Annotated in this window: 11 protein-coding genes; 9 read left to right on the top strand and 2 right to left on the bottom strand. The window is 68.3% G+C overall.

What is annotated here, in order from left to right:
* Window positions 1-116 precede the first annotated feature (116 nt).
* The 7 genes from QRN07_RS17130 to QRN07_RS17160 all read left to right on the top strand — a co-directional run bounded on the left by QRN07_RS17130 (window position 117) and on the right by QRN07_RS17160 (window position 8099).
* Window positions 117-1112 carry a heme/hemin ABC transporter substrate-binding protein gene (locus tag QRN07_RS17130; protein WP_231686036.1) on the top strand — a complete coding sequence of 332 codons (996 nt, stop codon included), beginning with the start codon at window positions 117-119 and terminating at the stop codon, window positions 1110-1112.
* Window positions 1109-2275 carry a FecCD family ABC transporter permease gene (locus QRN07_RS17135; RefSeq protein ID WP_285241712.1) on the top strand — a complete coding sequence of 389 codons (1167 nt, stop codon included), beginning with the start codon at window positions 1109-1111 and terminating at the stop codon, window positions 2273-2275. Before QRN07_RS17130 ends, QRN07_RS17135 begins: the two co-directional genes overlap by 4 nt.
* Window positions 2272-3177, top strand: a complete 906-nt coding sequence (locus QRN07_RS17140; RefSeq protein ID WP_285241713.1) for a heme ABC transporter ATP-binding protein — start codon at window positions 2272-2274, stop codon at window positions 3175-3177. Before QRN07_RS17135 ends, QRN07_RS17140 begins: the two co-directional genes overlap by 4 nt.
* Window positions 3174-4346: a hypothetical protein gene (locus QRN07_RS17145; RefSeq protein ID WP_285241714.1), complete on the top strand. Its 1173-nt coding sequence runs from the start codon at window positions 3174-3176 to the stop codon at window positions 4344-4346. The genes QRN07_RS17140 and QRN07_RS17145 overlap by 4 nt, the downstream gene beginning before the upstream one ends.
* On the top strand, window positions 4343-5704 hold the full coding sequence (locus QRN07_RS17150) for a hypothetical protein (protein ID WP_285241715.1): 1362 nt from the start codon (window positions 4343-4345) through the stop codon (window positions 5702-5704). The genes QRN07_RS17145 and QRN07_RS17150 overlap by 4 nt, the downstream gene beginning before the upstream one ends.
* Window positions 5701-7083: a hypothetical protein gene (locus tag QRN07_RS17155; protein WP_050685131.1), complete on the top strand. Its 1383-nt coding sequence runs from the start codon at window positions 5701-5703 to the stop codon at window positions 7081-7083. The genes QRN07_RS17150 and QRN07_RS17155 overlap by 4 nt, the downstream gene beginning before the upstream one ends.
* Before the next feature lie 65 nt (window positions 7084-7148).
* Complete coding sequence (locus tag QRN07_RS17160; RefSeq protein WP_285241716.1) at window positions 7149-8099, top strand: WxL protein peptidoglycan domain-containing protein; 951 nt, start codon at window positions 7149-7151, stop codon at window positions 8097-8099.
* 165 nt (window positions 8100-8264) lie between these two features.
* Here the strand turns inward: QRN07_RS17160 and QRN07_RS17165 are convergent, their stop codons facing one another.
* Window positions 8265-8453 carry a hypothetical protein gene (locus QRN07_RS17165; RefSeq protein ID WP_050685129.1) on the bottom strand — a complete coding sequence of 63 codons (189 nt, stop codon included), beginning with the start codon at window positions 8451-8453 and terminating at the stop codon, window positions 8265-8267.
* A gap of 351 nt (window positions 8454-8804) precedes the next feature.
* Here QRN07_RS17165 and pucL point away from each other — a divergent pair, with 351 nt between their 5' ends.
* Together pucL and QRN07_RS17175 are read left to right on the top strand one after the other, a co-directional pair.
* Window positions 8805-9713, top strand: a complete 909-nt coding sequence (gene pucL, locus QRN07_RS17170) for a factor-independent urate hydroxylase (protein ID WP_285241717.1) — start codon at window positions 8805-8807, stop codon at window positions 9711-9713.
* Between the two features lie 158 nt (window positions 9714-9871).
* On the top strand, window positions 9872-11380 hold the full coding sequence (locus tag QRN07_RS17175; RefSeq protein WP_285241718.1) for a nucleobase:cation symporter-2 family protein: 1509 nt from the start codon (window positions 9872-9874) through the stop codon (window positions 11378-11380).
* Between the two features lie 116 nt (window positions 11381-11496).
* Here the strand turns inward: QRN07_RS17175 and QRN07_RS17180 are convergent, their stop codons facing one another.
* Window positions 11497-11745, bottom strand: a complete 249-nt coding sequence (locus QRN07_RS17180) for an SCO4226 family nickel-binding protein (protein ID WP_050685126.1) — start codon at window positions 11743-11745, stop codon at window positions 11497-11499.
* Between the last annotated feature and the right edge of the window lie 18 nt (window positions 11746-11763).

Here is an 11763-nt window from a genome sequence, read left to right on the forward strand (position 1 = left end):
CGACAGCAGCCCCTGCCCGCCGGCGCGGGACCCTTCGGTGGGTGGCCGCCGTCGCCCTGTGCCTTGCCCTGGCCGGTTGTTCAACTGCCGGGGCAGGCGCTGGCAGTAAGCCGGGCGTGGCCCTGCGCGATGCCGTGGTGCTCGAGGATCCCCAGGCCTATGTGGGGCCCTCGACGGCCGTGCTCAACAGCCCGGACCTTGACCCGCTGGATTCCCCCCAGGAGCAGGTCCTGCCCGCGACGGTCACGGACAGCCAGGGCACCACGGTGACGGTGGCGGACACCAGCCGGATCCTGGCCATCGACCTGTACGGCACCACGGCCCGCACGGTCTTCGAACTGGGACTGGGCGCCAACGTGGTGGGCCGTGACGTGAGCTCAGGCTTCCCGGAAATCGCCGGCCTGCCGCTGGTGACGCAGAACGGCCACGAACTCAGCGCCGAAGCCATCCTGGAACTCGCACCAACAGTGATCATCACCGATTCCAGCCTGGGGCCGTGGAATGCCGTCCTGCAGATGCGGGAAGCCGGGATTCCCCTGGTGGTGGTTGATTCGCACCGGTCCATGGACAACGTGGGACCACTCATCAAGCAGGTGGCCGACGCCCTGGGCGTGCCGGCCGACGGCGATCGGCTGGCCGCGCGGACCGCCGACGCCATCAGCGCAATCACGGCAGCCATTGCCGGGATCACGCCGCCCGACGGCAGGAAGCTGCGCATGGTATTCCTTTACGCCCGCGGCCAGTCCGGCATCTACTACCTGTTCGGGCCCGGGTCGGGTACCGATTCGCTCATCACGGCGCTGGGCGGAGTGGATGTGGCAGCGGAAACCGGCATGCAGGGCATGCAGCCGCTGACGGATGAGGCGCTGGTGGCGGCCAGGCCGGATGTGGTGCTCATGATGACCAAGGGCCTGGAATCGGTGGACGGCGTGGACGGGCTGCTGACCAGCGTCCCCTCGCTTGCCCACACCCCGGCCGGGGAAAAGCGCCGGATCGTGGACATGGCGGACAACGACGTCCTGAGCTTCGGCCCCAACACCGCCAGCGTCCTGGAAGCCCTGTCCGTTGCCATTTACGCGCCGGCCAGCACGTCCGCGGCGGTCGCAGGATGACCGGCGTCGGGCTGCGCCAATCCGTCACGGCGCTGCCGGCGCCCCTGAAGCTCGACGCCCCCGGGACCCTGCCTGCACCATCGGGCACCGGAACCGGCGCAGCACAGGCTCCAACCACGCCGGCCGGAAACCGTACCCGCACCGGCCTCCTGTTCGGCACGCTGGCCGCGGCGCTCCTGGTCCTGGTCTTTGTCTCCGCAGGCTTGGGCCAGATGGGCATCAGCGCCGGTGAGGTGCTGGGCTCGGTCCTGCACCGGATCGGCATCCCCGCCGGCCCCCTCCCCCAACAGCAGTATGCCGAGTCCGCGCTGTGGTCCATCAGGTTCCCCAGGGTGGTCCTGGCCCTGGCGATCGGCAGCGCCCTGGCCACGGCAGGAGTCCTGATGCAGGGTGTGTTCAGCAACCCGCTGGCCGAGCCCGGCGTGGTGGGCGTCTCCTCCGGCGCAGCGGCCGGCGCCTGCATTGCGATCGTTTTCCAGCTGGACTTCCTGGGCAACTGGACCCTGGTGGTGGCCGCCTTCCTGGGCGGGCTCGCTGCCACGGCACTGGTCTACGTGACGGCACGGCAGGGCGGCCGCACGGAGGTGGTCACCCTGGTCCTGACCGGGATCGCCGTCAACGCCGTGGGCGGAGCCATCATTGCCTTGATGACGTTCCTGGCCGACACGTCGGCCCGCGAGCAGATTGTCTTCTGGCAGCTGGGCAGCCTGAACGGCACCCGGTGGGAACATGTGGCCATCGTTGGGCCCATCACCATTGTTGGCATTGCCCTCGCCCTGTTGTTTACGGGGAAGCTCGACCTGCTGTCCCTCGGCGAGCGCCCGGCCCGGCACCTTGGCCTGAATGTGGAACGCCTGCGGATCCAGGTGGTGGTCCTGGTGGCCATCCTGACCAGCGCCGCCGTCGCCTTCGCCGGCATCATCGCGTTTGTAGGACTGGTGGTGCCGCACATCATCAGGATGGTTGTGGGCCCCGGACACCGGGTCCTGCTGCCGGCCAGCGCCCTGGGCGGCGCGCTCCTCCTGCTGGCGGCGGACACCTCCGCCCGCACCCTGGTGCCGTTCGCTGACCTGCCCATCGGGATGCTGACGTCCCTGGTGGGCGGCCCGTTCTTCTTCTGGCTGATCCGGCGTACCCGCCGCGGTGCGGGCGGCTGGCAGTGAGCGCCGGAACCGGGGCGCCGGCCGCCGTCGTCCCTGCTGCCCGGGCCAACCCGGAAACCCCGCCCACCCGGGAGACCACGGCCGCGCCTGCCCTGGCAGCCTTCGGCGTGGGGGTCACCCTGGCCGGAACCCGCATCCTGGCCGGCATCGACCTGGCTGTGCATGCCGGCGAGGTCGTAGCGCTGGTGGGCCCCAACGGGGCCGGCAAGTCCACACTCCTGGCGGCACTGGCCGGGGACGAGGCCTGCTCGGAAGGCCACGTGGAACTCGGCGGCACCAGGCTGGACAAGATTCCGGTGGCCCACCTGGCGCGCCACCGTGCCGTCCAGCTGCAGGAAGCCAGGGTGTCGTTCGCGTTCACCGTGGCCCAGGTGGTCGAGATGGGTCGCGCACCCTGGCACAACACCCGCCACGAAACCGGCGACAGCCGGGCCGTCAGCACGGCAGTGGCCCGCACCCGGACCGGGAACCTCACGGGGCGCAGTTTCCCCTCGCTCTCCGGCGGGGAGATGGCCCGCACCTCGTTTGCCCGTGCCCTCGCGCAGGAAACGGCGGTGCTGCTGCTGGACGAACCAACCGCGGCCATGGACCTGCGGTACCAGGAGCTGGTGCTCAGCGAAGTCCGCCGCCGGGCCGACTCAGGAGCCGCCGTTGTGGTGGTCCTGCATGACCTGTCCCTCGCCAGCGCGTACGCGGACCGCATCGTCCTGCTCCAGCAGGGCAAGGTCCGGGCCGTAGGCAGCCCCCGCGAGGTCCTGACCGCGGAGCTGCTGGAAGAGGTGTACCAGCATCCTGTGGTGGTTATCGACCACCCCGGCTCCGGGGGCCTGGCGGTCCTGCCGCTGCGTCCCGCCGCACCACTCCCTGCACCCCTTGTCCCTGCATCAAAGGAAACGCCATGAAGTTCCCCCTCCGCCGGCGCGCCGCCGCGGCTGCGGCAGCCATCACCCTGGGCGCCATGGCCCTGCCTGTCGCCCAGCTTGCGGCCGGCACGGAAGCCCGGGCCGCCGGCAGGGTCAGCATCAGCTCACCGCTGGGCGGCAACCAGGCGGCCGCAGGCAGTCCCACCACCGTGAGCCTCACCGGCAACGGATTCCAATCCATCCAGGGCGGCTTCGGCGGGGTCTACGTATTTTTTGGCTGGGTCAGCGACGGCGCCTGGCAGCCCAGTGCGGGCGGCAAAACCGGCACTGACCTCCTCTACGTTCCGGACAGCGAAGCCAGGGACAACCAGGGCTACCAACGCTTTATCGCCTTTCCCGGTTCCGGTACCGCCGCTTCAGCCAATGGCGGGACGCTCGGTACTGACGGGGCCTGGTCCGTCCAGCTGACCATCCCCGGGGCCTCGTTCTCCGCCCTGGACAGGTCCGGCGCCAGCAAAACCGTGGACTGCCTGGCGGTCACCTGCGGCATCATCACCATCGGCGCCCATGGCGTGGCCAACCCGGAAAATGAAAGCTTTACGCCCATCAGTTTCACGGGGCAGGCAACCGGGGAAGCGAACACGGCCCCCGGCAGAGCAGCCCCGGGCGGAACGGCGCAGGCCGGCGCGGCCCAAGGAACCGGCAGCTCGGTAGTCCCCGGCGCGGCGGCTGCACCGGGTGCGGTCCCGGCGGGCCCTGCTTCCCTCGGCGTGGACAGCAAAACCATCATCGCCGGACGGGTGTTGACCTTCAACGCCCGGGGCTTCCTGCCGGGTGAACAGGTCAGCGCCAGCGTCAGCGCCGGCCTGGTGGGAGCGGGGGCGCTGGTTGCCGGGCAGCATGGCGAGGTGGCCGGCGCCGTCCAGCTTCCCGCAGACATGCGCGCCGGAACCCACGTCATCAAGGTGGCTGCCGCAGCGTCCGGGACCACGGCACAGGCGGAATTCTCCGTGGTGGCCGACGCCGCACTCCTCAACGCGCAGACCTCCACCGCAGACGCCGGGACGGGCTGGTCGTGGCCGCTTTCCGCCGTGCTGGCAGCGGGCGGGATCCTGCTCCTTCTGGTGCTTACGTCGCTGGTCACCGCCATCCTGCGGCGGCGGGCAACCAAACCCCGGCGCGAAAACACCCCGGCGGCCACAGCGTGAGCGCCGGATGGTGGCGGCCCGCAACGGCGGCAGCCGCCCTGGCCCTGGGCGCCCTGGCCGGCCTGGCCCCGCCGGGCGCAGCTGCCAGCGATGGCAACGCCGGGGATGGCACCGGCAGTGGATCCGCCGTCGAAATTTCCGTGACCATCCCCGCCACCGGTGACCGCAACACCACCACCGGCCAGCTCCGCTGGGGCATCAACACCGAAGCCGGCAGCGGCTCCTTCTTTGGCGGCTGCAACTTCCTGTCCGCCGGCGTGCCCGGAAACTCAGGCAGTTCCCGGCCCTGGACGGCGGCCGACGGCTTCTACAGCCCCCAAAGCGGCAACGTCACCATCCAGAAACCCACCAGCAGCGGTTCCTGGGAAACATCCACGTGGAACGACAGATGCCAGGACCCTGCCGGCCGTGCGGTGGGCACCGGTCCGGCGGAAAAAGGCACCGGCGCGCAAGTGGTCTTCGGCTCCGGCTCCGGACGGGTGGACGTCGCCGCCGGCACCGCACAGCTGGGGTGGGAAGGTTCCTTCAGCGTGGTGTTTTACGGCGGCCTGACCTATTGGTGGGCCACGGATCCGCAACTGAACATCGCCAACGGCAAGGGAACCCTGACCGCCACGGCCTCCGGTTACGGCTCGGACCGGGCCAACGCCGCCAAGTGGGTGGAACTTGCGCCCACCACCATCACCCTGGCTACCCTCTCCAACGTGGAGCTTGGCGCCAACGGCATCACCGCCATCCCGGACTACCGCGGCGTTGCCACCACCCCCGGAGCGGACGGACCGGCCCAGGCCAGGACCGGAGCGGACTGGGGCGCCTTCCCACAGGACTTCATCGATTTCCAGGGCAACACCGGGCAGCAGGCCTACTGGTACTCCTCCGGGGGCCTGCGCGACTACGCCAAACCGGCCCTGCCCCTGTACGTCAGCTATGACGCGGCCAACCCCGTCCCCGTCCAACCGCCGGCCGTTACGCCGCCGGAAGCGGCACCGGGCACAGGCTCCGCGTCCGGCCAGGATCCGCGGCCGACGGCGGTCGGCCCCGCCCCCGTTCCCCGCACCGACGCAGCGGCCCCGACAGTCCTGCCCGCCGTGGCCGGGCCGGTCACTGCCGTTGCAGCCGCCGCGACCTGGCTGGGCAACAGCCTGATACCTCCTGCCACGGCCCAGGATCTGGTGAACCTCCGGGACACCTTCCTATGGGCACTGGCAGGCCTTCTCGCCCTGGCCGGCATCGCCGTGCTGGGCTTCCGCCGGGGCTGGCTGGTCCTGCCCGGCACCAAAAGACCTCCCGCCGCTGTCCGCGGCGGGGCTTCAGGAAAACCATCGCATCCCGTAAACGCATCAACGGAGGAACCATGAAACGACATTCCGCAACCGGCCGCCTTGCAGCAGCCCTCGGCACAGCGGCCGCTGTGGCCGCCCTCAGCGGGGTTTTTGCCCCCGCAGCACAGGCCGCCGAAAGCTCGATCACCGACGTCACCCTGCGCTGGGGCCTGAGCCAGGAAGCCGGCGGCGGCTCCTACTTCGGCGGCTGCAACTACCTGTCGGCAGGCAAGGCCGGCAACACAGGTTCCAGCCGTGTCTGGACCGAGGCGGACGGCTTCTACGCCGCATCGGCCGGGAACGTCAGCATCGAAAAGGACGGCGCCAACGCCACCAAGGTAGCCCCCACCTGGGCCACCAAATGCATCGGCGCCGCGGGTACCCCCGTCACGCCGGCCCCCGGCAGCAGCACCAATAACCAGGTGGTCCTCTCCGCGGGAACCGGTGTGGTGGACGCCGCTGCCGGTACCGCCAAAGTGCAGTGGGACGGCGACTTCACAGCGGTGTTCTACGGCGGCCTGACCTACTGGACGGCCTCCGATCCTGAACTGACGGTCAACGCTGACGGCACCGCCACCCTCACCGCCACCGCCAGCGGTTACGGCGCCAGCATGGAGGACACCACCAAGTGGGAGGCCATCAGCCCCCGCGTGATCGACCTGGCCAAGTTCACGGATGCCAGCCTGACCGCGAGCGGCTTCAGCGGCACTCCCGTTTACCGCGGCGTTGTGGTGACCGGTGTGGACAACCAGGTCACCACCGGCGCCAACGCCGGTGCTTTCCCGCAGTCGTACATCGATTTCCAGAAGCTGACCGGCCAGGCAAGCTACTGGTACTCCTCCGGCGGCGGCGCCGATCCCAAGAAGGTCGCTGCCCCGCTGGCGGCCTCCTGGACGGCACCCACCACCCCCAGCCCGGAGCCGTCCGACGACTCACAGGCAGTGGAAATCGGTGTCGACGTCCCCGTCACCACCCCCACCACTCCCGAAGAGTTCAAGTGGAGCATCGCCGGCACCGGCGCCGTGAACCTGGGCAGCGCCCAGCAGAACCAGGCCGGATCGTTTGCTGCCACCGGCGCCCTGCCCACCATCACCGTGACGGACACGCGCTCCGGGCAGTCGGGCTGGTCGCTGAGCGGCAGCGTCTCCGGGTTCACCTCCGGCGCCGGTTCCTTCGCGGCATCCGCCCTGGGCTGGGCCCCGGCGCTGGCCAACAACACCGTGGGTGCAGCCGCCGGTGCGGCAGTGGCTCCCGCCGCTCCGGGCCTGGGCAGCTCCGCTGTCCTGGCATCGGTGGGCAACGGGCACACCGCCGGATCCGTTGACGTCAACGCCGCGCTCAACCTGCTGGCACCTGCCGGCACGGCTGCAGGTTCCTACACCTCAACCCTCACCATCACCGCGCTGAGCGACTGATACAAACCCATGGCCGGGGCCGTCCGATTCCGGGCGGCCCCTGCCCCCTCCCCCTTGAAGGACCCATGTACCGTACAGCCGCCGTCGTCCTCATCAGCCTCCTGGCCCTGTTGGCTGGCGCGTTGCCGGCGCAGGCACTCGCCGCCACCAGCACCACCGCAGACGGACTCTCCTGGAGCATCCGGCCCGGCAGCACCGACGCCGCGCAGCGCAGCAATTTCTCCTACACCCTGGACCCCGGTGCCACCATCCAGGACACCCTGGTGGTGACCAACCTGGGCAGCACGCCGCTGGACCTCGCTGTTTATGCGGCCGACGGCGTGACGTCCGCGAGCGGGCATCTTGACCTGGAACCGGCCGCCACAGCCGCGGCCGGCGTGGGCAGCTGGTTCGCGGCAGACGCCGCAACCATCACCGTTCAACCCGGTGCGGCCCGGGAAGTCCCGTTCAGCCTGGCTGTCCCCGCCGATGCAAGCCCAGGCGACCATGTGGGCGGGGTGGTGACCTCGTTCGTTTCGGCTGCTGCGCAGGGCACGGTGAAACTTGACCGGCGCCTGGCCACACGGCTCAACGTGCGGGTGGCCGGTGAGGAAACCATCGCGATGGCCATCTCCGACGTCACCGTCAACTACCCGGCCGCGTGGAACCCGTTCGCACCGGTGGCACCCGAAGTCACCTATACCGTGACCAATAACGGCAACGTCCGCGCGCGGGCCGACGAAAACGTGGACGCGTCCGGCCTGCTGGGGGCCGGAGCGGCCTCCGGCGCCGTGGCGGAACTGATCCCCGGCGGAAGCAGCACCCGGACCGTGACCCTGCCGGGGACCTGGCCCATATTTGCCGGGAACGCCACAGTAGTCCTTCAGCCGTGGTCCGTGGCCGGCAGCCCCGGTACCGAGGTAACGGCCGCCGCATCGACGGCAGCAGTGCCGTGGGGCCAGCTGGCAGTCCTGCTGGTCGTTGTGGTGCTGGCAGTGATCCTGGGCCGCCGTCGGGCGCGGCAGGCGCGGGCCTGAATCGCTCTGCCCCGGCGGCGCCGTTGCCTGCGACGCGCTCCCTGGCCTGCGACGCGCAGATTCCCTGACGCCCCCGTTATCTGGGGCGCGGCAGGGAATCTGCGCGGCGGGAGTGAATTTGCGCGGCGGGCAGCGGCCCGGACCCGCGTTGCCAGGTGTACTGCGCTAGGAGCGCTGGCGGCCGAAGCCCGGGATCGCGGCGATCCAGCGGGAGATCCGGCCGGGAACGTGTTCCCTGTCCGCCGGCACGTGGAAGTCCGGATCAATTCCGCCGCCCCGGGGAAGGTAGAACTCCTGGGCGGCGGGTGCGGTGGCCGGCGTCGGGGTCACCGGCGTCGTATTGTGCTGGAACATCTAATCCTCCTCGTTATTTCGTATTGCGGAAAGTATTTATTGCTATACGAAATAGTAGGATCACCGCCTCCACCCAGTCAAGGGGTATCCCGAAGCGGCGCGGCCGGCAGCCGGTCACAATCCGGATTTTCATTTTGTGATGTACACCACCGATTTGCGGGAGTACGCTGTTAGTCAACTCGTGGCCCAGGTCACGTAACCTGGGAGCAGCAGGCAGGGTCGTAATGAGCTGGCATCAATCGATGCCGGCTCTTTTTTTGTTGGGTCGGCAACACCGGAAACGCGCACGAAATGCGCGCTTAATTTCAGTGAAGGAACCTAGGTTCCACTACCGGAAGTTGGGAACAGACCATGAGCAGCAAGATCATCCTCGGCGAAAACCAGTACGGCAAGGCAGAAGTCCGGGTCGTCAAAATCACCCGCGACTCAGCCCGCCACGAAATCGAAGACCTTAACGTCACCTCGCAGCTCCGGGGCGATTTCTCGGCCGCCCACCTCGAAGGCGACAACGCCCACGTGGTGGCCACCGATACCCAGAAAAACACCATCTACGCCTTTGCCCGCGAAGGCATCGGCTCCCCCGAGGAATTCCTCCTGCGCCTCGGCGGGCACTTCACCTCCAGCTTCGACTGGGTCACCGGCGGCCGCTGGGAAGCGGAGGCCTACAGCTGGGACCGCATCCAGGCCCACGGCAGCGAACACGACCACTCCTTCGTCCGCAACGGTCAGGAAGTCCGCACCGCGGTCCTGGTCCGCGACGGCGGCACCAGCCACCTGATCTCCGGGCTGAAGGACCTCACCGTCCTCAAGTCCACCCAGTCAGGCTTCGCCGGCTACCCGCGGGACAAATACACCACCCTTCCCGAAACCGCCGACCGCATCCTGGCCACGGATGTATCTGCCCGCTGGCGCTTCAAGACCGGCACCGACTTCAGCTCGCTGGACTTCAACAAGAGCTACGACGACGTCAAGGGCCTCCTGCTCGAGGGCTTCACCGAGAACTACTCGCACGCCCTCCAGCAGACCCTGTTCGACATGGGTACCAAGGTCCTCGAAGCGCACAGCGAAATCGATGAGATCAAGTTCTCCATGCCCAACAAGCACCACTTCCTGGTGGATCTCTCCCCCTTCGGCCTGGACAACCCCAATGAGGTTTTCTTCGCCGCCGACCGCCCCTACGGCCTGATCGAGGCCACCGTCCAGCGCGACGACGCCGAGGCCGCCCCGGTGGCCTGGTCGGGCATCGCCGGCTTCTGCTGAGCCCGCACCAACACCCGCACCACCCCGCTGCACCACCAGCCTGGAAACCGGTGGCCGCGCCGCATCCCGGCCCGGCCACCGGCACCACAGGCAGCACCACGTCAGCCAGACAACGTTAGCCAGACAAAGACGTCTGCCATGAACCCAGAAAGTCTGCCATGAACCTCAAAAAGAAGCCGGCCGCTGCTGCCGCCGGCAAACGCACGTCCCATACCGGCCGCCTCGAAGACCAGCGACTGTCCCTCGGAAGCACGTTCGCTTACGGATTCCAGCACGTCCTCACCATGTACGGCGGCATCATTGCCCCGCCGCTGATCATTGGCGCCGCTGCCGGCATGAACTCGCAGGACATCGGCCTGCTGATTGCCGCCTGCCTGTTCGTCGGCGGCCTCGCCACCATCCTGCAGACCGTGGGCATCCCATTCTTCGGCTCCCAGCTTCCCCTGGTCCAGGGCGTCTCCTTCGCGGGCGTCTCCACCATGGTGGCGATCGTCAACGGCGGGGGCGGTATCCAGGCGGTGTTCGGCGCCGTCATTGTGGCGTCCGTTATCGGCCTGCTCATCACCCCGCTGTTCTCCAAGATCATCCGGTTCTTTCCGCCCGTGGTTACCGGAACCGTCATCACCACCATCGGCCTGACCCTGATGCCCGTGGCAGCCAACTGGGCCATGGGCGGCAACAACAAGGCCCCCAACTACGGCAGCGTCTCCAACATCGGCCTCGCCGCGGCCACCATGGCAATCGTCCTGCTCCTGAGCAAAGTGGGCAGCGCCGCGATCTCCCGGCTGTCCATCCTGTTGGCCATGGTCCTGGGCACCCTGATCGCCTTCCTGTTCGGCATGGCTGACTTCTCCAAGGTGGGCCAGGGCGAAATCGTCGCCTTCCCCACCCCCTTCGCGTTCGGCCCGCCCGTCTTCGAAATCGCCGCCATCATTTCCATGTTGATCGTGATCCTGGTGACCCTGACCGAAACCTCCGCGGACATCATCGCCGTGGGCGAAATCGTGGGCACCAAGGTGGACTCCAAACGGATCGGCGACGGCCTGCGCGCCGACATGCTCTCCAGCGCCATCTCCCCCCTGTTCAACTCCTTCACCCAGAGCGCCTTCGCCCAGAACGTGGGCCTGGTGGCCATCACCGGCGTCAAGAGCCGCTTTGTGGTCAGCGCCGGCGGTCTGATCCTGGTCATCCTGGGCCTGTTGCCAGTCCTGGGCCGCGTGGTGGCGGCCGTCCCCACGCCCGTCCTGGGCGGCGCCGGTGTGGTCCTCTTCGGCACCGTTGCCGCCTCCGGCATCCGCACGCTGTCCAAGGTTGAATACAAAAACAACATGAACCTGATCATCGTGGCCGCGTCCATCGGGTTCGGAATGATCCCCATCGCGGCCCCGTCCTTCTACGACCAGTTCCCGTCCTGGTTCGGCACCATCTTCCACTCCGGCATCAGCTCGGCAGCCGTCATGGCCATCCTGCTGAACCTCCTCTTCAACCACCTGCGGGCGGGAAATTCGGAGAACCAGTCGGTGTTTGTGGCCGGCACCGGCCGTGTGGTCAAGGAAGAGGAACTGAAGTGCCTGGCCGACGGCGACCGCTTCGAAGGCGGCAAGCTCATCGACTGCGACGGCAAGGAAGTCCCGGTCCAGTCCAGCGAAAAGGCGTCAGAGCACTAACCCCCCACGCGAGATGGCACTTCGCGGCAATGTTTTCGAAGAACATTGCCGCGAAGTGCCATCTCGCGCTTCGGCGGTGGGGGCACAACGCCGGCAGCCGTGGTTCCGCGGCAGCTTCACACCACCAGGGGAACCGGATGGTATTCGTCGGCGGGATGCCCGGACCGCTCGTGGATCCGTTTCACGGCTTCCACGTCCGGCGCCTCGGACAGGCAATACACCAGGCCGGAGTCGGGATCAGCCCACGCCTGCTTGAACTCCACCTGCTCGTCCGCCTGGATTGCCAGGTCGGCGTTGTGGGCTTCGTGCAGTTGCTCAGCGGTGATGCCGACCATGTTGTGATGCACGTCCATGAAGGTTGCCATGACAGCGCTCCCAGGGTT

Origin of the sequence: Pseudarthrobacter sp. MEB009 (assembly GCF_030208875.1) — a bacterium.
Taxonomy (GTDB): Bacteria; Actinomycetota; Actinomycetes; order Actinomycetales; family Micrococcaceae; genus Arthrobacter.

Coding starts and splice junctions, on each gene's coding strand:
- QRN07_RS17175 (WP_285241718.1), top strand. CDS start 9,872: ATGAACCTCAAAAAGAAGCCGGCCGCTGCTGCCGCCGGCAAACGCACG.
- QRN07_RS17180 (WP_050685126.1), bottom strand. CDS start 11,745: ATGGCAACCTTCATGGACGTGCATCACAACATGGTCGGCATCACCGCT.
- QRN07_RS17155 (WP_050685131.1), top strand. CDS start 5,701: ATGAAACGACATTCCGCAACCGGCCGCCTTGCAGCAGCCCTCGGCACA.
- QRN07_RS17145 (WP_285241714.1), top strand. CDS start 3,174: ATGAAGTTCCCCCTCCGCCGGCGCGCCGCCGCGGCTGCGGCAGCCATC.
- QRN07_RS17135 (WP_285241712.1), top strand. CDS start 1,109: ATGACCGGCGTCGGGCTGCGCCAATCCGTCACGGCGCTGCCGGCGCCC.
- QRN07_RS17165 (WP_050685129.1), bottom strand. CDS start 8,453: ATGTTCCAGCACAATACGACGCCGGTGACCCCGACGCCGGCCACCGCA.
- QRN07_RS17160 (WP_285241716.1), top strand. CDS start 7,149: ATGTACCGTACAGCCGCCGTCGTCCTCATCAGCCTCCTGGCCCTGTTG.
- pucL (WP_285241717.1), top strand. CDS start 8,805: ATGAGCAGCAAGATCATCCTCGGCGAAAACCAGTACGGCAAGGCAGAA.